The organism is Nocardioides salarius, assembly GCF_016907435.1.
Classification (GTDB): domain Bacteria; phylum Actinomycetota; class Actinomycetes; order Propionibacteriales; family Nocardioidaceae; genus Nocardioides; species Nocardioides salarius.
Window position 1 is genome coordinate 2,637,543 of the sequence record NZ_JAFBBZ010000001.1, and the last position, 24,283, is coordinate 2,661,825.

30 protein-coding genes and 3 tRNA genes are annotated in these 24,283 nt (G+C 72.3%); 12 read left to right on the plus strand and 21 right to left on the minus strand.

Annotation, left to right across the window (positions count from 1 at the left end; genetic code table 11):
- Positions 1-4 precede the first annotated feature (4 nt).
- Together JOE61_RS12625 and JOE61_RS12630 are read right to left on the minus strand one after the other, a co-directional pair.
- On the minus strand, positions 5-292 hold the full coding sequence (locus JOE61_RS12625; protein ID WP_193668162.1) for a hypothetical protein: 288 nt from the start codon (positions 290-292) through the stop codon (positions 5-7).
- Positions 293-366: 74 nt separating this feature from the next.
- Positions 367-1,104, minus strand: a complete 738-nt coding sequence (locus JOE61_RS12630; RefSeq protein WP_193668161.1) for a GAF and ANTAR domain-containing protein — start codon at positions 1,102-1,104, stop codon at positions 367-369.
- A gap of 208 nt (positions 1,105-1,312) precedes the next feature.
- Here JOE61_RS12630 and JOE61_RS12635 point away from each other — a divergent pair, with 208 nt between their 5' ends.
- On the plus strand, positions 1,313-2,056 hold the full coding sequence (locus JOE61_RS12635; protein ID WP_227491498.1) for a helix-turn-helix transcriptional regulator: 744 nt from the start codon (positions 1,313-1,315) through the stop codon (positions 2,054-2,056).
- Here the strand turns inward: JOE61_RS12635 and JOE61_RS12640 are convergent.
- From JOE61_RS12640 to JOE61_RS12655, 4 genes are all read right to left on the minus strand, one after another.
- Positions 2,019-2,747, minus strand: a complete 729-nt coding sequence (locus JOE61_RS12640; protein ID WP_193668159.1) for a GAF and ANTAR domain-containing protein — start codon at positions 2,745-2,747, stop codon at positions 2,019-2,021. The two genes, JOE61_RS12635 and JOE61_RS12640, sit on opposite strands and share 38 nt — an antisense overlap.
- Positions 2,744-3,529: a sigma-70 family RNA polymerase sigma factor gene (locus tag JOE61_RS12645; RefSeq protein WP_193668157.1), complete on the minus strand. Its 786-nt coding sequence runs from the start codon at positions 3,527-3,529 to the stop codon at positions 2,744-2,746. The genes JOE61_RS12640 and JOE61_RS12645 overlap by 4 nt, the downstream gene beginning before the upstream one ends.
- Positions 3,530-3,716: 187 nt before the next feature.
- Positions 3,717-3,790 (minus strand) — tRNA-Phe (locus JOE61_RS12650).
- 34 nt (positions 3,791-3,824) lie between these two features.
- A complete protein-coding gene (locus JOE61_RS12655) occupies positions 3,825-4,871 on the minus strand; it encodes a LacI family DNA-binding transcriptional regulator (RefSeq protein WP_193668155.1) in 1,047 nt (348 codons plus the stop codon).
- Between the two features lie 131 nt (positions 4,872-5,002).
- On the opposite strand from JOE61_RS12655, the gene JOE61_RS12660 reads away from it, so the two are divergent.
- Positions 5,003-5,075: transfer RNA gene (locus JOE61_RS12660), tRNA-Glu, on the plus strand.
- A 107-nt stretch (positions 5,076-5,182) separates the two neighbouring features.
- Positions 5,183-5,259 (plus strand) — tRNA-Asp (locus tag JOE61_RS12665).
- A 92-nt stretch (positions 5,260-5,351) separates the two neighbouring features.
- On the opposite strand, the gene JOE61_RS12670 is transcribed toward JOE61_RS12665, so the two are convergent.
- The 3 genes from JOE61_RS12670 to JOE61_RS12680 all read right to left on the minus strand — a co-directional run bounded on the left by JOE61_RS12670 (position 5,352) and on the right by JOE61_RS12680 (position 6,781).
- On the minus strand, positions 5,352-5,639 hold the full coding sequence (locus tag JOE61_RS12670) for a site-specific integrase (RefSeq protein ID WP_307822994.1): 288 nt from the start codon (positions 5,637-5,639) through the stop codon (positions 5,352-5,354).
- A 126-nt stretch (positions 5,640-5,765) separates the two neighbouring features.
- The gene (locus JOE61_RS12675) at positions 5,766-6,446 is read right to left on the minus strand and encodes an RES family NAD+ phosphorylase (RefSeq protein WP_204797233.1); all 681 of its coding nucleotides are present in this window, start codon (positions 6,444-6,446) and stop codon (positions 5,766-5,768) included.
- 8 nt (positions 6,447-6,454) lie between these two features.
- A complete protein-coding gene (locus tag JOE61_RS12680) occupies positions 6,455-6,781 on the minus strand; it encodes a hypothetical protein (protein ID WP_193668149.1) in 327 nt (108 codons plus the stop codon).
- Between the two features lie 317 nt (positions 6,782-7,098).
- On the opposite strand from JOE61_RS12680, the gene JOE61_RS12685 reads away from it, so the two are divergent.
- A complete protein-coding gene (locus tag JOE61_RS12685; protein ID WP_193668148.1) occupies positions 7,099-7,335 on the plus strand; it encodes a hypothetical protein in 237 nt (78 codons plus the stop codon).
- A 121-nt stretch (positions 7,336-7,456) separates the two neighbouring features.
- On the opposite strand, the gene JOE61_RS12690 is transcribed toward JOE61_RS12685, so the two are convergent.
- From JOE61_RS12690 to JOE61_RS12710, 5 genes are all read right to left on the minus strand, one after another.
- Positions 7,457-7,600 carry a hypothetical protein gene (locus tag JOE61_RS12690; protein WP_204797234.1) on the minus strand — a complete coding sequence of 48 codons (144 nt, stop codon included), beginning with the start codon at positions 7,598-7,600 and terminating at the stop codon, positions 7,457-7,459.
- A gap of 91 nt (positions 7,601-7,691) precedes the next feature.
- On the minus strand, positions 7,692-8,021 hold the full coding sequence (locus JOE61_RS12695; RefSeq protein WP_193668144.1) for a hypothetical protein: 330 nt from the start codon (positions 8,019-8,021) through the stop codon (positions 7,692-7,694).
- Positions 8,022-8,084: 63 nt separating this feature from the next.
- Positions 8,085-8,333: a hypothetical protein gene (locus JOE61_RS12700; RefSeq protein WP_193668142.1), complete on the minus strand. Its 249-nt coding sequence runs from the start codon at positions 8,331-8,333 to the stop codon at positions 8,085-8,087.
- On the minus strand, positions 8,330-8,593 hold the full coding sequence (locus tag JOE61_RS12705) for a hypothetical protein (protein WP_193668140.1): 264 nt from the start codon (positions 8,591-8,593) through the stop codon (positions 8,330-8,332). Before JOE61_RS12705 ends, JOE61_RS12700 begins: the two co-directional genes overlap by 4 nt.
- A complete protein-coding gene (locus JOE61_RS12710) occupies positions 8,593-8,931 on the minus strand; it encodes a hypothetical protein (protein WP_193668138.1) in 339 nt (112 codons plus the stop codon). The genes JOE61_RS12705 and JOE61_RS12710 overlap by 1 nt, the downstream gene beginning before the upstream one ends.
- Before the next feature lie 309 nt (positions 8,932-9,240).
- Here JOE61_RS12710 and JOE61_RS12715 point away from each other — a divergent pair, with 309 nt between their 5' ends.
- Complete coding sequence (locus JOE61_RS12715; protein ID WP_307822996.1) at positions 9,241-9,615, plus strand: metallopeptidase family protein; 375 nt, start codon at positions 9,241-9,243, stop codon at positions 9,613-9,615.
- 18 nt (positions 9,616-9,633) lie between these two features.
- On the opposite strand, the gene JOE61_RS12720 is transcribed toward JOE61_RS12715, so the two are convergent.
- The 3 genes from JOE61_RS12720 to JOE61_RS12730 are packed head-to-tail and all read right to left on the minus strand — an operon-like array spanning position 9,634 to position 11,335.
- Positions 9,634-9,966: a fluoride efflux transporter FluC gene (locus tag JOE61_RS12720; protein ID WP_307822997.1), complete on the minus strand. Its 333-nt coding sequence runs from the start codon at positions 9,964-9,966 to the stop codon at positions 9,634-9,636.
- Positions 9,963-10,361 (minus strand): CrcB family protein, encoded by a 399-nt coding sequence (locus JOE61_RS12725; protein ID WP_193668132.1) that lies wholly within the window; start codon positions 10,359-10,361, stop codon positions 9,963-9,965. The genes JOE61_RS12720 and JOE61_RS12725 overlap by 4 nt, the downstream gene beginning before the upstream one ends.
- 50 nt (positions 10,362-10,411) lie before the next feature.
- Positions 10,412-11,335, minus strand: coding sequence for an ATP-binding protein (locus JOE61_RS12730; RefSeq protein WP_193668130.1), 924 nt, complete (start codon positions 11,333-11,335; stop codon positions 10,412-10,414).
- A 287-nt stretch (positions 11,336-11,622) separates the two neighbouring features.
- Here JOE61_RS12730 and JOE61_RS12735 point away from each other — a divergent pair, with 287 nt between their 5' ends.
- Complete coding sequence (locus JOE61_RS12735) at positions 11,623-13,116, plus strand: NAD(P)/FAD-dependent oxidoreductase (protein WP_193668128.1); 1,494 nt, start codon at positions 11,623-11,625, stop codon at positions 13,114-13,116.
- 485 nt (positions 13,117-13,601) lie between these two features.
- Here the strand turns inward: JOE61_RS12735 and JOE61_RS12740 are convergent, their stop codons facing one another.
- From JOE61_RS12740 to JOE61_RS12750, 3 genes are read right to left on the minus strand one after another with little or no spacing between them, the layout of a single operon-like run.
- Positions 13,602-14,276, minus strand: a complete 675-nt coding sequence (locus JOE61_RS12740; protein ID WP_193668126.1) for a PaaI family thioesterase — start codon at positions 14,274-14,276, stop codon at positions 13,602-13,604.
- Between the two features lie 55 nt (positions 14,277-14,331).
- Positions 14,332-15,603, minus strand: coding sequence for a hypothetical protein (locus JOE61_RS12745; protein ID WP_193668124.1), 1,272 nt, complete (start codon positions 15,601-15,603; stop codon positions 14,332-14,334).
- A 54-nt stretch (positions 15,604-15,657) separates the two neighbouring features.
- Positions 15,658-16,392, minus strand: coding sequence for a TetR/AcrR family transcriptional regulator (locus JOE61_RS12750; RefSeq protein ID WP_193668122.1), 735 nt, complete (start codon positions 16,390-16,392; stop codon positions 15,658-15,660).
- A 74-nt stretch (positions 16,393-16,466) separates the two neighbouring features.
- Between JOE61_RS12750 and JOE61_RS12755 the strand changes: the two genes are divergently transcribed.
- The 5 genes from JOE61_RS12755 (at position 16,467) to JOE61_RS12775 (ending at position 20,875) form a co-directional block, all read left to right on the plus strand.
- The gene (locus JOE61_RS12755; RefSeq protein ID WP_193668120.1) at positions 16,467-17,327 is read left to right on the plus strand and encodes a 3-hydroxybutyryl-CoA dehydrogenase; all 861 of its coding nucleotides are present in this window, start codon (positions 16,467-16,469) and stop codon (positions 17,325-17,327) included.
- Between the two features lie 8 nt (positions 17,328-17,335).
- Positions 17,336-18,508, plus strand: a complete 1,173-nt coding sequence (locus JOE61_RS12760) for an acyl-CoA dehydrogenase family protein (RefSeq protein WP_193668118.1) — start codon at positions 17,336-17,338, stop codon at positions 18,506-18,508.
- Positions 18,509-18,515: 7 nt separating this feature from the next.
- Positions 18,516-18,923 (plus strand): hypothetical protein, encoded by a 408-nt coding sequence (locus tag JOE61_RS12765; RefSeq protein WP_193668116.1) that lies wholly within the window; start codon positions 18,516-18,518, stop codon positions 18,921-18,923.
- A 30-nt stretch (positions 18,924-18,953) separates the two neighbouring features.
- A complete protein-coding gene (locus JOE61_RS12770; RefSeq protein ID WP_193668114.1) occupies positions 18,954-19,439 on the plus strand; it encodes a VOC family protein in 486 nt (161 codons plus the stop codon).
- A 299-nt stretch (positions 19,440-19,738) separates the two neighbouring features.
- Positions 19,739-20,875, plus strand: a complete 1,137-nt coding sequence (locus JOE61_RS12775) for a glutathione-independent formaldehyde dehydrogenase (protein ID WP_193668112.1) — start codon at positions 19,739-19,741, stop codon at positions 20,873-20,875.
- 60 nt (positions 20,876-20,935) lie between these two features.
- On the opposite strand, the gene JOE61_RS12780 is transcribed toward JOE61_RS12775, so the two are convergent.
- Entirely contained in the window at positions 20,936-22,621 is a 1,686-nt protein-coding gene (locus JOE61_RS12780) for a ribonuclease J (protein ID WP_193668110.1), read from the minus strand.
- Between the two features lie 90 nt (positions 22,622-22,711).
- On the opposite strand from JOE61_RS12780, the gene JOE61_RS12785 reads away from it, so the two are divergent.
- Positions 22,712-24,283 carry a peptide chain release factor 3 gene (locus JOE61_RS12785; protein WP_193668108.1) on the plus strand — a complete coding sequence of 524 codons (1,572 nt, stop codon included), beginning with the start codon at positions 22,712-22,714 and terminating at the stop codon, positions 24,281-24,283.

The following is a 24,283-nucleotide window of genomic DNA, read 5'->3' on the forward strand; positions in this document are numbered from 1 at the left end:
GTCCTCACCCGCCGGTCGGGCCACGGGCCCCGGTGGGGCCCGACACGCGGCTGCGCAGCCACTGCTCGCCGTCGTCCGGGAGGCCGCTGGCGGCGACCGCGCCGGTCAGCGGGACCACCAGCAGCGCGACGTCGGCGGGCACGGCCTCGCGCAGCACGGCGAGCACCTCGTCGGCGCTGCAGGTGCCGTGCACGAGCAGCAGGTGCGGGTCGATCAGGCGCACCGAGTCCCAGTCCTCACGCTGTGGCGGCTCGGGCAGGGGCGACGTCGACCAGGCCAGGTGGACCGACACGGGTGTCCTCCTCGTGGTGGGGGTTGGCCGTCCCGGTACCCGTTCCCGGCTGGTGGCACACCTCGGGGGCCTGCTCAGCCCGGCGCGGTGTCGTCGTCGGGAAGTTCGCGAGTGGTGACCACGATGCGGGCCACGTCGCGCAGCTTGGTGTTGGTGCGGCTGGAGTAGCGGCGCAGCAGCTCGAAGGCCTGCTCGTGGCTGATCTCGTAGCGCATCGCGAGGATGCCCTGGGCGACGCCGATCTCGTGGCGCGACTCCAGGGCGGTGCGCAGCCCGGTGACCAGGTGGGCCTGGTTGAGCGCGGTGGCCGCGTGCGTCGCGTAGATCTCCGCGACGTCGAGGGCGTCGTCGGTGAAGGCGCGGCTGCGGCGCGAGTAGAGGCGCAGCGCACCGATGTCCTCGGCCTCGGTCTGCAGACGGATGGCCAGGACCGAGCGGAAGCCCTGGTCGACCGCCGCGGCCGCCCAGCCCGGCCAGCGACGCTCGTGGCGCAGGTCCTCGGAGAGCAGCATCCCGCTGTCGGTGCCCGACCAGGACGGGCCGCCGCCGTCGTCCAGGAGCTGCTCGAGCAGCTCCAGCTCGGGGGCCGTCGCGGCTGCCGGAACGGCGTCGCGGCGTCGCCGGGCGACGGTGATGGCGCCCTCGTCGCAGCCCGGCACGATCTGCACGGCTCGGCGTACGACCCGCTCGAAGGTCAGGGGCTCGTCGCCCGAGCTGAGGAGGCCCTCGCTGATGCGGGCGAAGTAGGCCGCGTAGGTCCGGTCGCGGTGGCCGGGCTCGCCCGGACGCGGGGGTGTGGAGGCAGCAGACATGGGCCCTGAGGTGCAGGAGGACTCCGTCTTGCCGTGGTCTCCAGCAAGAGTTTCGAGGAGATAGTAGGACGTGTCTCGTCACGTCCTCGCACTGGGCCGCCCCGGCTCACGCGGATGGTGCAGGTCACACCGTTGTGGGTCGTGTCCCAGGCATGCCCCGAGGGGGCGGGGGGTACGGGGGCCACCTCACTCCCGGGAGGTACACACGATGACCACCGCCAGCCTCGTCCCGACGCGGCGCCCCGCCGAGGGCGGCGTCCAGATCGCCGTGATCGGCCAGTCCGAGCTGCTCACGCAGGGGCTGAGGGCGCTGCTCGAGCCGTTCGTGCCCACGGCACGCGTCGACGTGCTCGGCCCGACGCTGTCGCTGCAGTCGCCCCGGCCGGTGGTCTTCGAGCCCTCGGCGCCGATGAGCAGCGACGACCGGGTCCTGCTGCGTCGCGTCGTCGACCGCGGCTGGCTCCCCGTGGCCTACGCGTGGCCGGGTGAGCCGGGACGTCGCCCGCACGTGCCCGGCCCCGCGGTGGCCGTCTCCCGCGCGCTCGGGGCGCAGGAGCTGCACGCCGAGCTGAGCCGTCTGGCCCACCGCGTGGACGGGCGCACCGACGTGCCTGCGACCCGCTCCGCGAGCGGCCCCGGTGCCGTCGTCGGTGATGGTGACGGTGTCGGTGACTTCCGGTCCGTGGGACCGTGCGCGGTGCCGGTGGAGCTGAGCGCACGCGAGCGCGAGATGGTCGAGCTGATCGCGCTCGGCCTGAGCAACGAGGAGATCGCGCGGCACTGCTACGTGACCGTGAACACCGTCAAGACGTTCATCCGCTCGGCCTACCGCAAGATCGGCGTCACCCGGCGCACCCAGGCGGTGGCCTGGGCCCTCGAGCACGGGCTGGTCGACCCGTCGGCGGCCACCGGGCTCACGGCAGCAGCCCCGCGGGGAGACCGCGTTCGGTGAGCACCTGCCGGGCCACGTCGCGCAGCTTGGTGTTGGTCTCGTTGGAGAGCCGGCGCAACAGCTCGAAGGCCTGCTCGTAGCTGATCTCGTAGGTGACGGCCAGCACGCCCTGTGCCACGCCGATGTCGTGGCGCGACTCCAGGGCGGTGCGCAGACCGGTGACCAGCTGGGCCTGGCTGAGCACGCCGGTGGCGTGGACGGCGTAGATCTCGGCGAGCTCGACGCTCTCGGGCGCGAAGGCGCCCGTCGAGCGGGAGTAGCAGTTCAGCGCACCGATGTTCTCCTCCTCGGAGTGCAGCCGGATGCTGAGCACCGAGCGCACGCCCAGCCCGGCCGCAGCCTGGGCCCACCGGGGCCACCGCGGCTCGTGGCGCAGGTCGTCGCTGACCAGGGTGCCCCCACCGCGCACGGAGTCCAGGCACGGTCCCTCGTCGAGGTCGTACTGCAACCGGTCGGCCTCCAGGGTCAGCTCCGAGGTCGCGGCGGCGGTGCTCTCGGACTCCCGCCCCCGGCCGCGCAGGGTGATGCCGGCACCCTCGCAGCCCGGGACGATCTCGAGTGCGCGGTCGACCACTCGCTGGAAGCTCAGCGGGACGGAGGGATCGCCGAGCAGGCCCTCGCTGATCCTCGCGAAGAACGCGGCGTACGCCGTGTCGCGAGCCCGTGCCTCGGCGGTCCCTCCGGTGGTCATGCAGCGATGTCTCTTCTCAGCTTCTCGAGGATGCGGGCCAACAGCCGGGAGACGTGCATCTGGGTGATGCCCAGCTCACGACCGATCTCGCTCTGGGTGCGGTCCTCGACGAACCGCAGGTGCAGGATGTGGCGCTCCCGCTCGCCGAGGCGACGGACCGCCGGGGCCAGGAGCAGGCGCTTGTCGCTCGTCTCCTCCTGGTCGTGCTCGTCCACCATCATGTCACCGAGGGTGGTGCCTGTCTGCTCGTCGAGCGGCTGGTCGAGGGAGGTGGCGGCGAAGCACCCGTCGGCGCGCTGGGACTCGTCGTAGTCGCTCCCGTCGAGGCCGGTGTCGGCCAGCACCTCCAGACGTGAGGGCTCGCGCCCCAGCTGCACCCGCAGCCGGTCGCGCGACCGGGCGACCAGGCGGCGGGCGTCCTGCACCCGGCGGGGAGGCCGCACGGTCCAGGCGTGGTCGCGGAAGTAGCGCAGCACCTCCCCACGCATGGTGGGCACGGCGAAGCCGAGGAGGTCGTCGCCGGCGTCCGGGTCGAAGCGGTGCACGGCTCGCACCAGGCCCTCGAGCGCGATCTGCTCGAGGTCGTCCCAGGCGACGCCGCGGTCGCGGTAGCGGCGCGCGACCGCGGTGGCGACGCCGCGGTTGAGCAGCACCACCTGGTCGAGCAGTGCGTCCCGGCCCGGGCCGGGCGGCTGGCTCCGGGCCTCGGTGAGCAGCCTGGAGGTCGCGCTCCGGCGACGCTCCCTGGTCATGGTGGTGCTGAGGGGGGAGACGGTGTTCATGCGTGGCAGCCCAACGGTGGGAGGTGCCTGCCCCGCCGTCGTCTTCAGCGGGGGTTCCTTTACCACCCTCGCACCGCCGCGTCGTGGCGACAAGTACCCCGAAGGTGTGAGGGCCCGGGAGATGCCGAGAGCCCCCGTCGCGCTGCGACGGGGGCTCCGGCTGCAGGTCAGAGCCCTGCGGTGCTCGTGGGCAGGGGCGGGGTCGAACCGCCGACCTTCCACTTTTCAGGCGGACGCTCGTACCAACTGAGCTACCTGCCCGAGCGCGGTCACCTTACCGCAGCGTCGTGGGGCGTCACGAATCGGCCGGGGGGTGGGTGGTGCTGTCGCGCACGACGAGCGAGGTCGCCATCACGGTGCGGGCCGCGGTGGGCCCACCTGGGGCACCGTCGGGACCCTGGTCGGTGGCCCGGGCGGCCGCCATCACCTCCAGGAGACCGGCCACGGCGAGCCGGCCCTTCTCGGTCACGTCCTGGGCCACGGTGGTCAGTGCGGGGGTCAGCGAGGTCGCCAGCGGCCCGTCGTCGAAGCCGACCACCGACAGGTCGTCGGGCACCCGGAGGCCCAGGGCCTCCGCGGCGCGCAGGGCCTGGGCGGCGAAGGCGTCGGAGAAGCACAGCAGCGCGGTCGGCCGGTCGGGGCGTCGCAGCAGCCGCGTGGCAGCGTCGTACGCCGCCTCGGGCGGCCGGAACGCCGCCACGGCGCCGGCCGGCGCCACGCCGGCCGGCTCCAGCACCTCCGCCCAGCCGCGGGCCCGCTCGAGCGAGGGCGGGCTCGGCGGGTCGAGGTTGAGGGTGGCGATGCGCCGGTGCCCCAGCTCGAGCAGGTGCTGCGCGGCGGCCCGGGCCCCGGCCAGGTCGTCGACGTTGATGCTGGGCACCCCCGGCAGCGGGTCCTGGTCGACGGTGAGCAGCGGCAGCTCGCGCCGGCGCAGCCACTCCACCTCGGGCGAGCCCGGCTCGCTGACGTGGACGAGGGCGCCGTCCATCGGCACGTCGCGCGCCGGCACCACGTCGCTGCCCACCCCGGCGACGATCAGGGTCAGCGCGAGCCCGTGGTCGGAGAGGGCGTCGGCGACCGCGACGAGGAACTCGGTGCCGACCGCGTCGCGCACGTTGTCGCCCAGTCGTCCGGTCACCAGGAGGCCCACCGTGCCGGTGCGGCCCCGGGCGAGGGCGCGCGCGGCCGGGTCCGGGCCGGCGTACCCCTGACTCTCAGCGGTCGCCAGGATGCGGGTGCGCAGGTCGGCGCTGAGCTTCTCGGGACGGGAGAAGGCGTTGGAGACCGTCATCCGGCTGACCCCGACCTCGTCGGCGATCGACTGGAGGGTCGGCTTGGCCATCGCGGAGCCTCCCCCTCTCTGCTCGGTCTGCGCCCGCCGCGCGGGTCCGGCCCAGCCTGCCAGCCGGCTCCGCCCGCCGCGAGCCGACGCACGCGGGCGGGCGGTGCTCGCGTTATGCTCTGGCGCGTCCGGCCCCCATCGTCTAGCGGCCCAGGACCCCGCCCTTTCACGGCGGTAGCACGGGTTCGAATCCCGTTGGGGGTGCTGCTCGAGGCCCGCCACGACGCTCCACCACCCTCGAATTGGGTGTGGTCGCGGTCGTGGGTTAGGGTTTCGACGCTTCGCCGGTGAGGTTGACCGGCACGAGCGATGGCCCCGTAGCGCAGTTGGTTAGCGCGCCGCCCTGTCACGGCGGAGGCCGCGGGTTCGAGTCCCGTCGGGGTCGCCAGTAGGTAGCAGAGAAAGCCCAGGTCAGAGGCCTGGGCTTTCTTGCTGCCCGGCCGATTCGGGTCGTTCTGGTCACAGAGTGGTCACAAGCGCTCACGATTGTCCGTCCTCGACGCGTGCGGCCCGCCTCTGGGCGGCCATCAGGTCGGATGCGCTGGTGTGCATCTTGACGTCGACGTGGCTGTAGATGCCCAGGGTCACGGACACGTTGCTGTGGCCCAGCTGCTCCTGCACCACGCGCGGGTGGATGCCTGCCTCGAGCGCCAGGGTCGCGTAGGTGTGGCGAAGGTCGTGGAGTCGGATGCGAGGCAGGTCGGCGCGGGCCATGAGGCGCCCGAACTGCTCGCTAATCCGGTTCGGGCCCGCCGAGGACCCGTCCACCGTGCCTCGAGGGTCGCCACGAGCTGAGAGCGCCGCCGGGAGTCCTCCCCGGGGGCGCTCTCGTCACAACCCGGGCAGCGCCGCGCCGTACGTGGCGTCGGCGCCTCTCCCGGGGGGCCAAGCCGATCAGTGAACGGTGAGGCTCCACATTCGCGCTACCGTCCGCAGATCCTCGTCGCTTTCCAGGACTGGTCTCGTCGAGGTCCGGAAGACATCGGTGCCGTCGAAGATGGCCCAGTTTTCCCATCCATCACCCAGGCGCGAGGCGTAGCGGATGCCGCTGAAAAGGAAGTCGTCGCCGTCGTTCTGGGCCGCGTAGGCCCAGAGGGCGATGCTGCGGCTGAGGCGGCGGTCTGCGTTGCGCAGCGCAGAGAGGTCGAGGTTGTCGGTGTACCCCAGCGCTGCCAGTTGCGGCGCCAGCTCCCTGCTGAGGAAGGCCAGGGTCTCGGGGTGGTCAACGTCGAGGAAGGGAAGCGGGGCTGAGACTGACAACTCCACGATGGAGCGGCGCAGGCGCCAGTCGCGTGGGATGCCTCCGCACAGCATGAAGTGCTCGTCGACGCCGTCTGCGCCTGCGAGAAGATCCCGCATCACGGGCGATGGCCGGTACCGCCCCAGCGTCTCGGCGAAGCAGGCTTGCAGCTGGGTGGCGGCGTACAGGACGCCGCCACCCGCCACGTCGTACCGGTTCCCTGCCGTCGGGTGGACGGCGTCCTCAGGGCGGATCTCCGAGAACCGGAGAGGGTCGGTTGTCCTTGCGACTCGGAACACCGAGTCGGGGAAGTCGACCACCCGAGGTTCGGTCATGGGCCGGGTCAGCCTCCTGTCATGAACGCGCGAGCCGCCGCCATGACTTCGCGGTGGCGACCCTCGCGCACTGCTTCGGCGGGGGACTCGTCATCGAGCTGCGGGTTCATGCCGATGAACCATGCCCGGATCGTGGGCGCGGCCTCGACGGTTTCCAACATGTTGACGATCTGGAATGCGACGAGCAGCGGTCGAAGCGCGTCGTCGTTCGACGGGACTCCCTTGCTGCCCCAACGCGAGAGCGTGCTGACGTCTCGGCCGACCATGAAGGCGGTGACCTTGGCGCCGAGCTTCTCAATCAGACTCTCCAGGAGGTCGTCCGGGTCGAGCTGCATGGACAGACGGTGGGCGCTCTCCTGTCGTCGTGCGGCGGTGCTCCGTGACCTTTCTGAGGTGGGCATCTGCTCCGTGACCTTTCTATCGTGGTGCCGGCCTTGCAGCGGGGAAGCACAGAGGACCGGGACCGCTTACGCGGCGACATGCACCCGCTCGTGATGGACGAGGTTTCGCATGCAGCGCGTCTACGTTCATACAAGCACAACGTGTGTAAAAGCGTTGCGATCCGTGTGCATACTCACTGACCGTGTCGGCACTCGGTTCGCGGTCAGCCTGTTCGCCGGTGTAGGCCTCGCCAGGCAACTACTCTCTCGACATGGAGCCCGAAGACCGCGACCTCCACCTCTCGAGACTCGCCTCGTGGGTCGTTCAGACCGTTGGAGCCGCCCTGCTGTGGTCGACGCTCGTGGCGTTCGCCGTGCTCGTGATGGCGGCCTCGACGGGAGAGTACGAGTTGGCCTGGTGGGCGGTCGTTTTGGCGCCCCTGGTGTTTGGCCTGAAGTTGACGCTCGCCAGTGCTCCCTTGCCGCCCCTCGAGGCAGAAGAGGTGTAGCAGCCTCGATGGCGTGGCCGCCGAGCTGAGCAGCATGTGGGTCGAGCTCGCCTCGGAGACCTGGAGAACAACCGGCCCGCCTCCGAGTCCCCGACGGACGCGGGCCAGTGTCCAGCGGCTTCTAGGCGTCGTACGCCGCGCCCCACACCTCCCAGGGAGTGCGGTGCAGCACGTGCACGGCGAGCAGGTCGGCCGCACGCTCGGTCACCGACCCCTCGGCCCTGGCGCGCTTGATCGCCCGGTCCTCTCGGCTGTCACGCTGCACACCCAAGGCCACCGGGCCCCGTACAGGTTCAGCAGAGCCAGCAGAGGTCCGGCAGGGAGCCGACCAGGGCGCGGGGGCGCCGCCAGGGCGGTCATGACGCCGGCCCCTGGGCGACGGCCGCGACGAGGGCCGTCAGCTCGGCGTGTCCCTCCGGGGTGGCGGTGGCCGCCAGGAACGCCGCGCGCGCCGCGGGGGTCGCCTCGACGGTGAGCGCCGGCTGCCCCTCTCGGTCGCTCTCGAGAACGATCAGGGCGTCCTGGCCGCGGTCCTGCATGGGCCAGGCGTGCCAGCCGTCGCCAGGGGTGCCGGCGAGCTGCACGAGGTCGCCGGCGTGGAACTGGGCGTGGTCGCCGGGCTCGGTGTTGGTGCACCAGGTGTGGTCGGTGCAGTTGGCGGTGGTGGTGAGGGCGGTGGTGGTCATGGGGGTGGCCTTTCGGTTGAGACTCTGACCGCGTTCGGCATGGGCGCCGAGCGCGGGGTGGTGCTACATGCCGCGGCGGCTGTGGTTTAGAGATGGTCCTCCTTCCTGCTGGTCGCGAGGCGCGAGGCCGCGCTGGACGCGGATCAGGTCCTCGAGCTCGTCGACGCTGCGGCGACAGGTCGGCGTCCACGCCGCCTCGGCCTGCTCGCGAGGGGTCATCTGCTCGATGGCCTCGTCGGAGGCTGCGAGGACCGCGCCGGCCGCCTCGATGCACTCCCGCTCGGTCGGCCGTCGGTTGCTGGGGTCCGTCATGACGACACGCTCGCAGCGGTAGGGGACTGCCGCCTATGGTCACGGGCACGGACGCCGTCGAGCGCGGCGTGCACGAACGAGGTGACCCCATCAGCGCTGCCGCGGTCGATGCCGTGGTGGGCTGCGACGGCGTACAGCTCGAGCGCCAGGGCCACGGCGGCATCGACCTGGGCCGGCGGTATGGGCGGGGCGGCGTACGACGCCGAGCGCCGCACCGACGCCTCGATGACGTCGCGGTCGCCGGTCGTGAGCGCGACCATCACGGCTCCTGGATGTGGTGTCGGGCCGTGGCAGCGACTAGGTCAGGGACCGCCTCACGCACCCTGGTGGGCACGACGTACGGCCAGCCCTCGACGCCCAGGCGACCAGTGTCGACGAACGTCTCGCCGCACGTGCAGGTCCAGCGGTCGGTGCCGAGCGTGACCTCGTGCCGGCCGCTGCTGAGCTTGGCTCCTACCGCCCCCGGGCGGGCGCACTGCCAGCAAAGGTCGACGGGGTGGAGTGAGGTGCCGTGCCGGGTGAAGCCCGCCGGATCGCTGTAGAGGCCGGCGTGGCCGCACAGGTCGCAGCGGGTGTGAAGTCGAAGAGTGGTGGCCATCTGGATTCCTGTCCTGGGAACGGTGAGGGCGGACGACGCGGGCGCGGCCGCGTCCGTCACTGGGTCGTTGTGTCGGCGAGTGGGCACGAAAGTGGTCACAGACCGGGGGCGAGCGGCGGATTCGGGCGGCCATGAGGCCCGGCGCGGATGCCCGACAGCCCGCGTTCTAGGGGCTGGCGGGTACTGCGGGAAACCGGGGGGCATGGGGCCGCTGCAAGTTCGAGTCCCGTCGGGGTCGCCAGCACGAAGCACGAGAGCTCCGGACCGTCACGGTTCGGAGCTCTCGTGCTTCTCGGGCACGATGGAGCGGTGCCCCTCGACCCGCTCGACCCCCTGGTCACCGACCCGGCGCGCTTCGACGCGCTGGTCGAGGCCGCGCTCGACGAGATCCCGGAGGAGCTGGCCGCGCTGGTGCGCAACGTCGTGGTGCTCGTCGAGGAGGTGCCGCCGCCCGAGGAGCCCGACGACCTGCTCGGCCTCTACGACGGGGTCGCGATGACGCAGCGCGACTCGTGGTCGCCGGTCGCCCTGCCCGACCGCATCTTCCTCTTCCGGGCACCCCTGCTCGACTTCTGCGACACCCCCGAGCAGCTGGCCCACGAGGTGCGGGTCACCGTCGTGCACGAGGTGGCCCACCACTTCGGCATCGACGACGCCCGGCTGCACGACCTCGGCTACGCCTGAACCACGGGCGGCGCGCAGTCAGAGGCGGGAGCCGACCATGAACCCCAGGGCGCAGAGCAGCAGCGAGCCCACCAGCGTCACCAGCGCGTACGCCGCCGCCCGCCGGCCCAGGTCGTGGGCCTGCACCGCGAACGACGAGTAGGTGGTCAGCGCGCCGCAGAAGCCGGTGCCCAGCAGCGCCAGCGCGTGCCCGCGCAGCGCCAGCCCGACCAGCAGCCCCAGCAGCAGCGAGCCGGCCAGGTTGGCCAGCAGGGTGCCCCGGGGGAACGCGGCGGAGTCGAGCCGGGCGCCCAGCCGCCAGCGCAGCGCCGCGCCACCGGCGCCGCCGAGGGCCACCAGCAGCGGCGTCACCGGCCCTCCTGGGGCCATCGGCGCCGCGCCAGCGCGACCGCCGCGAGCGACGCGCCCAGCGTCAGCACCAGCAGGGCGGCGGCGGCCGGCGCCCGGCCCGCGTCGAGGAGCGAGCGGGTCTGCTCCGAGGCCGCCGACAGCGTCGTGAAGCCACCCAGGAGGCCGGGCCCGAGGCCCAGCTGCAGCAGCGGGGTGCGGCGTACGACGGCCAGGGCCGGGAGGGCGGCCAGAGCGAAGGCGCCCGCGACGTTGACGACGGCCGTCGCCACCACGAGCGCGTCGCCGGTCGCGACGACCTCCCCGACCGACCAGCGCAGCAGGGCGCCCAGCGCGCCGCCGGCGGCGACCGCGGCGAGCGCGGCGGGTCCGGCTCCGGTCGGGGGGTGCGGGCTCACGCGCCGACCCTAGTCCGACGCAGCACCCCCGCGGCCAGCGCGGTGACGCCTCAGCAGACGCCCGAGTGCCGGTCCTCCTGGGCCCAGGCGAGCGGGTCCTCGCCGCGGGCCTGGCGCATGAACTCACCGAGGTACCACTGCTGGAAGCGGCGCTCCTCGTCGGAGCGGGCCAGCGAGAGCAGCCGCTGCTGGCGGCAGAAGGCGTCGGCCATGTCGAGCAGCTCGATGAAGCGCTCGGTGGTGTCGGCGCTCGAGCGCGAGACCACCACCTCGATGTCGGCCGTCCCGGCGCCGTCGTGCTCGGCGCGGGCGACCGCGTCGGCGCCCAGGCCGTGCCGCAGCTCGCGGTCGATCTCGGCGAAGAGGTCGGAGAGGTCCTTGGCGATGGGGTAGTCGGACTCGTGGGCCAGCGCCAGCAGCCGCACCTCGCGGCGCAGCTCGCTGAAGTGGCGCTGGAAGGCCTGGTGCAGCTCGACCGGCACCCCGTCGACGCGCACGGTGACCGGGTCGGCCGGCGGGGCGGTGGGCACCTCGTCGAGGCCGGTGATGACGCCCTGCACGCCGTCCTCGCCGGCGAAGCTGGCCGCGGGGGCGAACCACACGACCTTGCCGTCGGCCTCGATCTCGGCGCCCCAGGCGTCGGAGGAGCGGGCCACGATGCTCAGCCCGCGCCCGAAGGTCAGCAGGAGGTCCTCCTCGTCGCCCGGTTCGGGCGGCGTGGGCAGCACGGGGCGCTCCCGGGAGGCGTCGCGGACCTCCACGCGCGGGTGCTGGCGGGTGCCGCGCACCCGCACCCGGATCGGCGCCTCGCCGTGCAGCAGCGCGTTGGTGACCAGCTCGGAGACCCCCAGCTCGGCGCACTCGGCCAGCTCGGGGCGCTCGATGTCGTGACAGGTGTCGACGACCCAGCGCCTCGCGTCCTGGACGCTGCGGGGTCCAGCGCCCAGCAAGAGGGCGGGCCGGTTCAGCGGCACGGGCGGACTCCCACGGTGGACATCAGGACGGGCGGTCGCGACCGCTCTGCTGGCTGCTTACCCACCCCGGCTCCGGCACAAACGGGGGGCCCGGTGATTTCCCACGACGCGGGCAGGGATGTGACCGACCATACGGATGGTGGAGGGGGCGTCGCTGGTTGAGACGATGGTGCCTCGGGCATCGGGGATGATGGGGCTGACGTCCGCACGACCCGGCGCCGCACGAGGACCCACGACGTACGACGACGACCCGGGGCAGCGCCCCCGGACACGAGAGGTGAGCACCCATGACCGCGACCCAGGACGCATCGCCCGAGGCGGGACGACGCCACCGGGTGGTGGTGATCGGCTCCGGCTTCGGCGGTCTCTTCGGCGCCAAGCACCTGCGTCGCTCCGACGTCGAGGTGACCATGGTCGCCAAGACGACCCACCACCTCTTCCAGCCGCTGCTCTACCAGGTGGCCACCGGCATCCTCTCCGAGGGCGAGATCGCCCCGCCGACCCGTGAGGTGCTCAGCGGGCAGGACAACGCGACCGTGCTGCTCGGCGAGGTCACCGACATCGACCTGGAACAGCGCCGCGTCACCTCCCACGTGCTGGGTCGCGAGACCGTCTCGGAGTACGACTCGCTGATCGTGGCCGCCGGTGCCGGGCAGTCCTACTTCGGCAACGACCACTTCGCCGAGTTCGCGCCCGGCATGAAGAGCATCGACGACGCCCTCGAGCTGCGCGGGCGCATCTTCGGCGCCTTCGAGATGGCCGAGCTCGCCGCGCGTCGCGGCGAGGACGTCGACCACCTGCTGACCTTCGTGGTCGTCGGCGCCGGGCCCACGGGCGTCGAGATGGCCGGCCAGATCGCCGAGCTCGCGCACCGCACCCTCAAGCGCGACTTCCGCTACATCAACACCCGCAGCGCCCGGGTGCTGCTGGTCGACGCCGCCCCGCAGGTGCTGCCGCCCTTCGGCGCCAAGCTCGGCGAGAAGACCAAGAAGGAGCTCGAGGACCTCGGGGTGGAGGTGCTGCTCGGGGCGATGGTGACCGACGTCGACGAGCGCGGCCTCGAGATGTCCTACAAGGACGGCCGCACCGAGCGCGTCGAGGCCATCACCAAGATCTGGGCCGCCGGCGTGCAGGGCAGCCCGCTGGGGCGCACCCTCTCCGAGCAGACCGGGGCCCCGCTCGACCGGGCCGGCCGCATCAGCGTCAACCCCGACCTGACCCTGCCGGGCCACCCGGAGGTCTTCGTCGTCGGCGACATGATCTCCCTCGACAACCTCCCGGGCGTGGCCCAGGTCGCCATCCAGGGCGCCAAGTACGCCGCCAAGGAGATCGACGGGCGGCTCAAGGACAAGCCAGCCCAGGCGCCGTTCAAGTACTTCGACAAGGGCTCGATGGCCACCATCAGCCGCTTCCGCGCGGTGGCGATGGTGGGCAAGCTGCGCCTGACCGGCTTCATCGCCTGGCTGATGTGGCTGGCGGTGCACCTCTTCTACATCACCGGCTTCAAGAACCGGGTCACCGCGGTGCTGCACTGGTTCGTCTCCTTCCTGGGTCGCGGACGCTCCGAGCGCACCGCCACCGAGCAGCAGATCTTCGGGCGCAACGCCCTGGGACGGCTCCAACGCGGCGCCACCGACCTGGTCTCCGAGCCGGGGGAGTACGACGACCTGCGCCGTCGCGCCGACTCCGAGCGTCGCGAGGAGCTCGAGGCCCAGGCCGCCGAGGAGTCCCGCCTGACCGACGCCGGCGAGCGCGGCACGAAGGTCGGCGACCGGGTCTGACCCGTCGTCGGGGGAGCGGTCGCCGCGACCCGGTGACCCTCGTTGGTCGAGCAGTGACGAGCGCCAGCGAGGAGCGTCGCCGAGACCGGGTGAGTGGCGTGCTCGCCGTACGCCGGGTGGTTGCGGGGTCTCGGCGTCGCTCGAGCCTTCGGCCCTCGCTGCTCGACCAACGAACGCCGTTGGTCGAGCAGCGACGAGCGCCAGCGAGGAGCGTCGCCGAGACCGGGTGACCGACGCGCTCGCCGTACGCCGGGTGGTTGCGGGGTCTCGGCGTCGCTCGAGCCTTCGGCCCTCGCTGCTCGACCAACGATTGCCGTTGGTCGAGCAGTGACGAGCGCCAGCGAGGAGCGTCGCCGAGCCCCGGTGACCGACGCGCTCGCCGTACGCCGATCGGTTGCTGGGTCTCGGCGTCGCTCGAGCCTTCGGCCCTCGCTGCTCGACCAACGAAGGCGCCTCGCTGCCCGACCAACGGGAGCCACGGGTGCTCACTCGAAGAAGCGCGGGGCCCGGTCGGCGGAGTCCCGCTCCGCCAACGCCTTGCGGGCCCAGCGGGGGAGGATGAAGACGCCCTCGGCCTCGACGGTGACTCCGTCGGGGCCCAGGATGTGGCCGCGTGCCCAGGTCTTGATGCCCTCGGTGCGCTCGATCCAGGCTTCGGCGCGCAGCGGGCCGAGCGGGGTGCCCTGCCGGTAGACCAGCGTCAGCGTCCCGGTCATCCCGGGCCGCTTGCCGGCGCCGGCGGCCTGGCCGAGCACCTGGTCGAGGATGAGCGCGGAGACGCCGCCGTGCACGAGGGTCGGCGGGCCCTCGTAGGCCGCACCGAGGTGGAAGTCGGCCCACACGCGCCCGCTGTCGTCCTCCTGCTCGACCACCAGCGGCGGGGCGACGGCGTTGCGCAGCCCCACGACCGCGTTGCCCCAGGCCCGGCCCTGCCCGTCATTGCTGAACCGGACGCCGTACGCCCCCTCGAGCTGGCGTCGGCGCAGCCGCTCGGTGAGCGCCTCGACCTCGGCCTGCACGGCGCGGACCTCGTCGTCGTCGACCTCGGTGCGGATGCCCGCGTCGACCAGGGCCCGCAGCGCGTCGGTGAAGGGCCCGTAGAGCGCCCGCTGGCGGTCCAGCTCGTCGGCTGGGATGTCGTCCTGCACGTATCCGGCCACGGGGTCACACTAGAACAGGTTCCACTATGTCGGCGTCGCGTCCGGCGAGACCCGGTCAGCGACGCTGCGCGGCCGCCTCGCCGGCGGCGCCCAGGTCGGGGCGGTGGTGCAGCAGGACCTCGGTGAAGGCACCCGGGTCGACCATCGAGGAGTCGACGACGAAGGGCGCCATGGCCCGGCGGTGGAAGAGCACCTTCCAGCCGCGCGAGCCTGGCCGGCCACGGATCTCGATCGAGGTGTGCGGGTTGGCCAGGTCGAAGACGTGCCGGCCCGCGGCACTGTGGATCTCGAGTCGTCCCTGCTGCAACGACATCCGGGTCGGGCTCGAGCCGGCGCGCACCGCCCAGATGACGGCGCTGAGCAGCGCCAGCGCCCCGGCCACGCCCAGGGCGGTCTCGGTCGGGTCCTGGTAGGCGACGTAGCCGGCGATGCCGGTCGCGGCCAGCGCGAGCAGGAGCAGCACGCCGGTGACGGCCCGTACGCCGCCGGGCGAGTGCAGCTCGGTCGGCAGGACGGCCGGCGGTGCGGGGTGCTCAGCGGGCGCGGGCGGGAGCGCAGGACTGGCGGAGGGCCGGGTGGCGGGTCGCGCCGCCTGCTGCTCAGGGTCGCCGGACACGGCACGCTGCACGCCCGCGCGCAGCGACGAGGCCATGGCGCCCAGGCGCGGCGTGCGGGCCGGGCTCGCCGGTCCCGGGGGATCGGCGCCTGGCTCGGGCATCGGCACGGGCTCCGGATCCGGGTCCGGGTCGGGCTCCGGCTCGGGCGCCGCTGTCGGTTCGGCGGCCGGCACCGGTGCCGGCGCCGGCGTGGCGTCGCCGAGGAGCGCGAGCACGTCGCGACCGACGCCCACGTGGTCGGGAGGCGCCGGGTCTTCCGCCTCCTCGACCGCCTCCGGGCCCGTCTCGGCGACTTCCGGCTCGGCGACCGGTTCGACTTCCGGATCGGCAACCGGGTCAGCGGCCGGCTCGGCGTCACGGCGCCGACCGCGCCGCCCCCGCCCGCGTCCCTGCTCCGGCTGCTCGAGGGCACGCCGGGCCGACGCGGTCAGCACCGGTTCGAAGCCCTCGAGGTCGATGCCGACCTCGGAGGCGGCAGCAGCGGCCACCGGGGTCGACTCGGGCGCTTCGGCCGCCGGGGTCTCGACCACCTCGACCACCTCGACAGCCTCGACCGCCTCGGCCTCGTCCACCTTCGGACGCCCGGCCGGCTGGGTGCGCGCGATGCCGTAGGTGCGCGGCCGGGACGCGGGGTCCTCGGCGGTGCGCGCGCGGTGCGCAAGCCACCGGTCGACGAGGTCGTCGCCCGGCTGCTGGTCGTCGGTGCTCATGGTGCACCGATGGTCCCACCGCGGGCGGCGCGCCGGGCGGGAATCGCCCCGCCGTCAGCGTGGCGGGTCGTCGGCCAGGGCGCGGCGCAGGGCGGGCAGCACCGCGTCGACGTCGTACGGCGTGCGCAGCACCACGATCGAGGTGCCGGCCTCGGACGGCTGCGGCGACCCCCCGCTCGGTGCGCCCCCCAGCGCCCGGTCGAGCGCCAGGCCCAGCTCCTCGACGGCGGTCGCGTCGTCGACGACGCCGCGCAGCCAGCGGCGCAGCACGTGGTTGTGGGCGGTGACGACGGCGGCGGCCACGAGCTCGGCCCGCAGGTCGCCTCCGGCCTCCTCGCCGGTCCAGGCACGCAGCGCGTCGCGGTAGACGCGGTGGTAGCGCAGGGTGCTCGCCAGCTCGCGGTCGCGCAGCGTGGTCACGGTGCGGGTCAGCCGGTAGCGGGCCCGCGCCAGGTCGCCCTCGTGCAGGTAGTGCTCGAGGACCAGCCGCGTCGCCTCGGCGATCCCGATCCGGGTGGCCGCGCCCGGTGCGGTCGCCGTCTCCAGCCGGCTGCGGACCCGCTCGAGGAGCGCGTCGTGCTCGGGGAAGATCACGTCCTCCTTCGAGCCGAAGGCGCGGAAGAAGGTGGTGCGCCCGACGCCCGCGGCCTCGGCGATGTCGCCGACCGTCGTGGCGTCGTACCCGCGCTCCTCGAAGAGGGCGAAGGCGGCGGCGCGCAGCCGGTCGCGGACCTCGCTCGCGCCGGGCCTGTTCGTGGGCCTGCTGGTGGGCCTGTTCGAAGCCGGCACCGGACCTCCCAGGATTGGTGAGACTCGATGCCGAGAGTACGGTACCGAGTACCGAATCGAGAGGTGGAGCGCGCATGACGAGTGTCGAGAACGTCGGAGTGGTGGGCTGCGGCCTGATGGGGGCCGGCATCGCGGAGGTCTCCGCGAGGGCGGGCCTCGACGTGGTGGTGGTCGAGTCGAGCCAGGCCGCGGCCGAGGCCGGACGGGCCCGGCTCGAGGCGTCCCTGCAGCGTGCCGAGTCGCGCGGCAAGCTCGACTCCGCCGACGAGGTCCTGCAGCGCATCCGGGTCGAGACCGAACTCGATGCGCTGGCCGACCGCGGCCTGGTCGTCGAGGCGATCGTGGAGGACGAGGCCGTCAAGGTCGACCTCTTCAAGCGCCTCGACGAGATCGTCACCGCGCCCGACGCGATCCTGGCCAGCAACACCTCGTCGATCCCGATCATGAAGCTCGGCGTCGTGACCTCGCGGCCCCAGCAGGTGCTGGGCATCCACTTCTTCAACCCGGTGCCGGTGCTCAAGCTCGTCGAGCTGGTGCCGAGCCTGCTGACCTCGGAGGAGACCACGGCGACCGCGCGGTCCTTCGTCGAGGACCTGCTCGGCAAGCGCTCGATCCTCTGCCAGGACCGCGCCGGCTTCGTCGTCAACGCGCTGCTGGTGCCCTTCATCCTCTCCGGCATCCGGATGATGGAGTCGGGCTTCGCCTCGGCCGAGGACATCGACCAGGGCCTGGTGCTCGGCGCCGCCCACCCGCAGGGCCCGCTGGCCCTGGCCGACCTGATCGGCCTCGACACGACCAAGGCCGTGGCCGAGTCGTTGTACGAGGAGTTCAAGGAGCCCCTCTACGCGCCGCCGCCGCTGCTGGCCCGGATGGTCGACGCCGGCCTGCTGGGCCGCAAGTCGGGCCGTGGCTTCTACACCTACGACAAGAAGTGAGTGCACCCGTGAGCGAGACGACCGACCTGTACGCCCTCTCCGAGGAGCACCGCGCGATCCGGAGCGCCGTGCGCGACCTGGTCGAGGCCAAGGTGGCGCCGTACGCCGCCGTGGTCGACGAGGAGGCGCGCTACCCGCACGAGGCCTCGGCGGCGCTGCAGGCCGCCGACTTCCACGCCCCGCACGTGCCGGAGGAGTTCGGCGGCGCCGGCGCCGACGCGCTGGCGACCGTGCTGGTGATCGAGGAGGTGGCGCGCGCCTGCGTGTCGTCGTCGCTGATCCCCGCGGTCAACAAGCTCGGCTCGCTGCCCGTGCAGATCGCCGGCTCGCAGGAGCTGAAGGCGAAGTACCTGGGTGCGCTGGCGCGCGGCGAGGGCGGCTTCTCCTACTGCCTCTCCGAGCCCGAGGCCGGCTCGGACGCGCTGTCGATGAAGACCCGCGCGGTGCGCGACGGCGACCACTGGGTGCTCAACGGCACCAAGCGGTGGATCACCAACGCCGGCGAGTCGGAGTTCTACACCGTCATCGCCGTCACCGACCCCGAGAAGCGCTCGAAGGGCATCTCGGCGTTCGTCGTGGAGAAGTCCGACGAGGGCGTCTCCTTCGGCGCCCCGGAGAAGAAGCTCGGCATCAAGGGCTCGCCGACCCGCGAGGTCTACCTCGACAACGTGCGCATCCCCGCCGACCGGATGATCGGCGCCGAGGGCACCGGGTTCGAGACGGCCATGAAGACCCTCGACCACACCCGCGTCACCATCGCCGCCCAGGCCGTCGGTGTCGCGCAGGGCGCCCTCGACTACGCGCTGGAGTACGCCAAGGAGCGCGAGCAGTTCGGCAAGAGCATCGCCGACTTCCAGGGCCTGCAGTTCATGCTCGCCGACATGGGCATGAAGGTGGAGGCCGCCCGTCAGATGACGTACGCCGCCGCCGGCCGCTCCGAGCGCGGCGACTCCGACCTGACCTTCTTCGGCGCCGCGGCCAAGTGCTTCGCCTCCGACGTGGCCATGGAGGTCACCGTCAACGCCGTGCAGGTGCTCGGCGGCTACGGCTTCACCCGCGACTACCCGGTCGAGCGGATGATGCGCGACGCCAAGATCACCCAGATCTACGAGGGCACCAACCAGGTGCAGCGGATCGTGATGGCCCGCCAGCTGCTGGCCGGGGTGCAGTCGCAGATCTGAGCCGCTGGTGATCGTCGAGTCCTATCCCGCTGAGTTCCTCTTCTCGGTCATCGGTTCCATCGCCTGCTTCGGTGCCGCAGGTCTTGCGTGGTGGCAGCACCAGTGGTTCCTTCGCGGATTCGGGAAAGCGGGGGTCGACGACTTCAGGAGCCGGCGAGAGGCGGTGTGGCGAGCGAGGCTGGGATTCACCTTCCTGCCCTCGTCGCTCATCCTGGTGTGCATGGCCTGCACCCTCGGGCTCGCCGCTCTGGCCATGGCGCTGGAGATCCGAGCGCTGTTGGTCCCGATGGTGCTCTCGCTCGTCATCGGCGCAGGAATGACGGTGTGGACATGGAAGGAGTTCGATCGCCCCAGTCCACGCCGTCAATGGCCCGAGTTCGCACTCAATCTGCGGTCCGAGCTGCGCGGGCGATGATTCGCCCGCCCCGCGCCGGTCCACCTCCTCATGACGAACACGACGATGTACCCCTGCCTGTGGTTCGACGGGGTGGCCGAGCAGGCCGCCGAGCACTACGTGGGGATCTTCCCCGGCAGCCAGGTTGACAAGGTGTGGCGCTCGCCCGCCGACACCCCGGCCGGGCCGGCCGGACAGGTGCTGGTCGTCGACTTCACGCTCGCCGGTCAGCGTCTCCAGGCCCTCAACGGCGGGCCCGAGTTCCGCTTCAGCGAGGCCGTGTCGCTCGTCTTCGAGTGCGAGGACCAGGCCGAGGTCGACCGGCTGTGGGACGCACTGGCTGCCGACGGCGGTGAGCCGGGGCCGTGCGGCTGGATCAAGGACCGCTTCGGGCTGTCGTGGCAGATCGTCCCGCGGCGGCTCAACGAGCTGTTGGGCGACCCCGATCCCGACCGTGCCCGCCGGGCCATGGAGGCGATGCTGAGCATGGGCAGGCTCGACGTAGCCGAGCTCGAGCGGGCGGCCGCCGGCGGCTGAGCGGCGCTCAGGTGGTGAAGCGACGAGCAGAGCCGGCCGTGGCGAGATCAGTCCACGTCGAGACCTTAGGTTGTCTATCCGGCTTTATCTGTGTCACATGAAGTGCCCTCAGGGTTCTGAGCCAACGAGTGGCGGCGGGCTGTCCCGCTCACGGCCGCCGATGACAGCCGCGACCCGCGTCGCGCGGCTCGCGTGTCCGGACTTTCGGCCCTGCCGCGATGTTTGCAAAGGACACCGGCTGGTTACGGGTGCGCCATCGCGCTTCCGCGCGACCCGTCCCGACACCAAGGAGGAGCGAGATGCGAGCTGTCGTCTACAAGGAGCCGCACCAGGTGGAGGTCGAGGAGGTCGACGACGCCAGGATCGAGGACCCGACCGACGTCGTGATCAAGGTGACCACCGCCGCCATCTGCGGCTCCGACCTGCACATGTACGAGGGGCGCACCGGCGCCGAGGCCGGCATCGTCTTCGGCCACGAGAACATGGGCGTCGTCGAGGAGGTCGGCAGCGGCGTCGCGTCGCTGAAGAAGGGCGACCGGGTCTCGATCCCGTTCAACGTCGCCTGCGGCTTCTGCAAGAACTGCCTGGCGGGCAAGACGGGGTTCTGCCTGACGGTCAACGCCGGCTTCGCCGGCGGCGCCTACGGCTACGTCAGCATGGGCCCCTACCGCGGCGGCCAGGCCGAGTACCTGCGGGTCCCCTTCGCCGACTTCAACTGCCTCCCGCTGCCCGAGGGCGACCAGCACGAGCGCGACTTCGCGATGCTGAGCGACATCTTCCCCACCGGCTACCACGCCGCGACGATGGCGCAGGTCAGCCCCGGCGAGACCGTCGCGGTGTACGGCGGCGGCCCGGTCGGGCTGATGGCCGCCTACTCCAGCCTCATCAAGGGCGCGTCGAGGGTCTTCCTCGTCGACAGGGTCCCCTCGAGGCTCGACCTGGCCGAGAAGATCGGCGCCATCCCGGTGAACTTCGGCGAGGTCGACCCGGTGGAGGTGATCACCGACCAGACCGGTGGTGAGGGCACCGACAAGGGGATCGACGCGGTCGGCTACCAGGCCACGGTCTCGGACGGTGAGGAGCAGCCCGCCGTCGTGCTCAACCAGCTGGTGCACACCGTGCGGCCCACGGGCAGGCTCGGCGTGGTCGGCCTCTACGTCCCCAGCGACCCGGGCGCACCCGACGAGAACGCAGCCGAGGGCAAGCTGCTCTTCGAGGTCGGCAAGCTCTTCGAGAAGGGCCAGTCGATCGGCACCGGCCAGGCCGACGTGAAGGCCTACAACCGCCAGCTGCGCGACCTGATCGTCGCCGGGCGGGCCGAGCCCGGGTTCGTGGTCTCCAAGGAGCTGCCGCTCGAGGGCGCGCCCGAGGCCTACGAGCGCTTCGACAAGCGCGAGGAGGGCTACTCCAAGGTCCTGCTCCACCCCTGGGAGTGAGCGGGAGCCGACGGCGAGCGGGGCTCCGGCAGGGGCCCCGCTCGCTCGCCGGCCGTCGGCTCAGGCGTCGACGACGACCGGGATGATCAGCGGGCTGCGGCGGAAGGTCTTGTGCGCCCACCGGCTGACGTCGCGGCTGATCATCTGCTCGAGCTGGTGGGCATCGCCGATGCCCTCGCCGGCGGCGCGGGCCAGGGTCTTCTCGATGACCTGGACGGCCGGGTCGAAGGCCTTCGGCTCGTGCACGAAGCCGCGCACCAGGAAGTCGGGCCGGTCGGCGAGCTTGCCGGTGTCGGCGTCGACGATGGCCAGCACCGTCACCACGCCCTCCTCGGCCAGCGTGCGCCGGTCCTTCAGCGTGGCCTCGGTGACGCCGCCGACCTGCTGGGCGTCGACGAAGACGAGCCCCGCGGGGACCTTGCCGCTCACCTTGGCGCGACCCTTGACCAGGTCGACCACCACGCCGTCCTCGGCCAGCACGACGTTGTCGGGGTTCATGCCGGTGGCGATCGCCAGGTCGGCGTTGGCGCGCAGGTGGCGGTACTCGCCGTGCACGGGCATCACGTTGCGCGGCTTGACGATGTTGTAGCAGTAGACGAGCTCGCCGGCGCTGGCGTGGCCCGAGACGTGCACCTTGGCGTTGCCCTTGTGCACCACGTTGGCGCCCCAGCGGGTCAGGCCGTTGATCACGTTGGAGATCGCGTTCTCGTTGCCGGGGATCACCGAGCTGGCCATCAGGATGGTGTCGCCCTTGCCGACCCGGATCTTGTGGTCGCGCGAGGCCATCCGCGAGAGCGCGGCCAGCGGCTCGCCCTGCGAGCCGGTGCAGATCAGGGTGGCCTTGTTGGCCGGCAGCCGCTCGAGCTGGTCGAGCGGCACGATCAGCCCCTCGGGCACCTTGAGGTAGCCCAGGTCGCCGGCCACGCCCATGTTGCGGACCATCGAGCGGCCCACGAACGCGACCTTGCGGCCGTGGGCGTGCGCGGTGTCGAGGACCTGCTGGATGCGGTGCACGTGGCTGGCGAAGCTGGAGACGATGACGCGTCGCGGCGCGGTGCGGAAGACGTGCTCGATGGCCGGGGTCAGGTCGCGCTCGGAGGTCGTGAAGCCGGGCACCTCGGCGTTGGTGGAGTCGGTCATGAACAGGTCGACCCCCTCCTCGCCCAGCCGCGCGAAGCCGCGCAGGTCGGTGATCCGGCCGTCGAGCGGGAACTGGTCCATCTTGAAGTCGCCGGTGTGCAGGACCATGCCGGCGCGGGTGCGGATCGCCACGGCGAGACCGTCGGGGATGGAGTGGTTGACCGCCACGAACTCGCAGTCGAAGGGGGCCAGGTCGATCCGGTCGCCCTCCTTGACCTCGCGCAGCTCGGGGCGGATCCGGTGCTCCTTGAGCTTCTCCTTGATCAGCGCCAGCGTCAGGCGCGAGCCGATCAGCGGGATGTCGGGGCGCTCGCGCAGCAGGTAGGGCACGCCGCCGATGTGGTCCTCGTGGCCGTGGGTCAGCACGACGCCGACGATCTTGTCGAGGCGGTCACGGATCCAGGTGAAGTCGGGCAGGATCACGTCGACGCCGGGCTGGTGCTCCTCGGGGAAGAGAACCCCGCAGTCGACGATCAGCAGCTTGCCCTCGTGCTCGAAGACCGCCATGTTGCGGCCGATCTCGCCGAGGCCGCCGAGCGCCACGATCCGCAGGGCGCCGGACGGGAGCTTCGGGGGCGCCTGCAGCTCGGGGTGGGGGTGGCTCACTCGGTGTCCTCACGTGCGTAGGGGAAGCGGTCGGGTCACCCGGCCGCCCCGTCAGGGTAGTGGTCCCCGGCCGCCACGTAGAGTCGACGGGTGGATGAACCCGACCTCCGACCGCGCCGGACCTTCGCCGTCATCAGCCATCCCGACGCCGGCAAGTCGACGTTGACCGAGGCGCTGGCCCTGCACGCGGCCGTGATCGCCGAGGCCGGAGCGGTGCACGGCAAGGGCGGTCGCAAGGGCACGGTCTCCGACTGGATGGAGATGGAGAAGGCCCGCGGCATCTCGATCACCTCCGCCGCGCTGCAGTTCGCGTACGGCGACCACGTGGTCAACCTGGTCGACACCCCCGGGCACGCCGACTTCTCCGAGGACACCTACCGGGTGCTCTCGGCGGTCGACTCCGCGGTGATGCTGGTCGACGCGGCCAAGGGCCTCGAGCCGCAGACGCTCAAGCTCTTCCAGGTCTGCGCCCACCGGGGCATCCCGGTGATCACGGTCATCAACAAGTGGGACCGGCCCGGCCTCGACCCGCTCGAGCTGCTCGACTCGATCGAGAAGCAGATCGGGCTGCGACCCACCCCGCTGACCTGGCCGGTCGGCGTGGCCGGCGACTTCCGCGGCGTCCTCGACCGGCGTACGGGCGGGTTCGTGCGCTACACCCGCACCGCCGGCGGCAGCACCCGGGCGCCCGAGGAGCACCTCGACGCCGCCGCGGCGGCCGTCGCCGAGCCGGAGCGCTGGGAGGAGGCCCAGGAGGGCGACGAGCTGCTCAGCGCCGACGGCGCCGACCACGACCAGGAGAGCTTCCTGGCCGGGCGCACCACCCCGGTGCTCTTCGCCTCGGCGCTGTCGAACTTCGGCGTCGCCCAGATCCTGGAGGTGCTCATCGAGCTGGCGCCGCCGCCGGGGCCCACCGTGGCGGTCGATGAGAGCGAGCGCCAGCCCGACGACGACTTCAGCGCCTTCGTCTTCAAGGTGCAGTCGGGCATGGACACCGCCCACCGAGACCGCCTCGCCTACGCCCGGGTCTGCTCGGGCACCTTCGAGCGCGGCATGGTCGTCACCCACGCCACCACCGGTCGCCCCTTCACCACCAAGTACGCCCAGGCCGTCTTCGGTCGCGAGCGCACCTCGGTCGAGCGGGCCCGGCCCGGCGACATCATCGGCCTGGTCAACGCCTCCGCGTTGCGTGTCGGCGACACCATCCACGCCGGCCCGCCGGTGCGCTACCCGCCGATCGCCAGCTTCGCCCCCGAGTACTTCAGCACCGTCAGCGTCACCGACACCGGACGCTGGAAGCAGTTCCGCAAGGGCATCGAGCAGCTCGACCAGGAGGGCGTGATCCAGGTGCTGCGCTCGGAGCTCCGCGGCGAGCACGCGCCGGTGCTGGCTGCCGTCGGCCCGATGCAGTTCGAGGTCGTCAGCGCCCGGATGGAGTCGGAGTACCGCGCCCCGGTGCGGCTGGAGTCCCTCGACTACTCCATCGCCCGCCGGGTCGACCCCGAGCAGCGTGACGAGGTCGCCGCGCTGCGCGGGGTCGAGGTCATGCAGCGCACCGACGGGGCGCTGCTGGCGCTCTTCTCCGACCGTTGGCGCCTCGAAGCGATCGAGCGGATGAACCCGCACCTCACCCTCGAGCCGCTCGTGGCGGGCCGGGGCTGA

Bases quoted from the DNA above. Each gene is read 5' to 3' on its own strand.
- JOE61_RS12770 (WP_193668114.1), top strand. From the start codon at position 18,954: ATGACGAACACGACGATGTACCCCTGCCTGTGGTTCGACGGGGTGGCC.
- JOE61_RS12695 (WP_193668144.1), bottom strand. From the start codon at position 8,021: ATGACCACCACCGCCCTCACCACCACCGCCAACTGCACCGACCACACC.
- JOE61_RS12775 (WP_193668112.1), top strand. From the start codon at position 19,739: ATGCGAGCTGTCGTCTACAAGGAGCCGCACCAGGTGGAGGTCGAGGAG.
- JOE61_RS12645 (WP_193668157.1), bottom strand. From the start codon at position 3,529: ATGAACACCGTCTCCCCCCTCAGCACCACCATGACCAGGGAGCGTCGC.
- JOE61_RS12680 (WP_193668149.1), bottom strand. From the start codon at position 6,781: ATGCAGCTCGACCCGGACGACCTCCTGGAGAGTCTGATTGAGAAGCTC.
- JOE61_RS12630 (WP_193668161.1), bottom strand. From the start codon at position 1,104: ATGTCTGCTGCCTCCACACCCCCGCGTCCGGGCGAGCCCGGCCACCGC.
- JOE61_RS12745 (WP_193668124.1), bottom strand. From the start codon at position 15,603: ATGAGCACCGACGACCAGCAGCCGGGCGACGACCTCGTCGACCGGTGG.
- JOE61_RS12655 (WP_193668155.1), bottom strand. From the start codon at position 4,871: ATGGCCAAGCCGACCCTCCAGTCGATCGCCGACGAGGTCGGGGTCAGC.
- JOE61_RS12735 (WP_193668128.1), top strand. From the start codon at position 11,623: ATGACCGCGACCCAGGACGCATCGCCCGAGGCGGGACGACGCCACCGG.
- JOE61_RS12705 (WP_193668140.1), bottom strand. From the start codon at position 8,593: ATGGTCGCGCTCACGACCGGCGACCGCGACGTCATCGAGGCGTCGGTG.
- JOE61_RS12675 (WP_204797233.1), bottom strand. From the start codon at position 6,446: ATGACCGAACCTCGGGTGGTCGACTTCCCCGACTCGGTGTTCCGAGTC.
- JOE61_RS12755 (WP_193668120.1), top strand. From the start codon at position 16,467: ATGACGAGTGTCGAGAACGTCGGAGTGGTGGGCTGCGGCCTGATGGGG.
- JOE61_RS12710 (WP_193668138.1), bottom strand. From the start codon at position 8,931: ATGGCCACCACTCTTCGACTTCACACCCGCTGCGACCTGTGCGGCCAC.
- JOE61_RS12685 (WP_193668148.1), top strand. From the start codon at position 7,099: ATGGAGCCCGAAGACCGCGACCTCCACCTCTCGAGACTCGCCTCGTGG.
- JOE61_RS12635 (WP_227491498.1), top strand. From the start codon at position 1,313: ATGACCACCGCCAGCCTCGTCCCGACGCGGCGCCCCGCCGAGGGCGGC.
- JOE61_RS12700 (WP_193668142.1), bottom strand. From the start codon at position 8,333: ATGACGGACCCCAGCAACCGACGGCCGACCGAGCGGGAGTGCATCGAG.
- JOE61_RS12640 (WP_193668159.1), bottom strand. From the start codon at position 2,747: ATGACCACCGGAGGGACCGCCGAGGCACGGGCTCGCGACACGGCGTAC.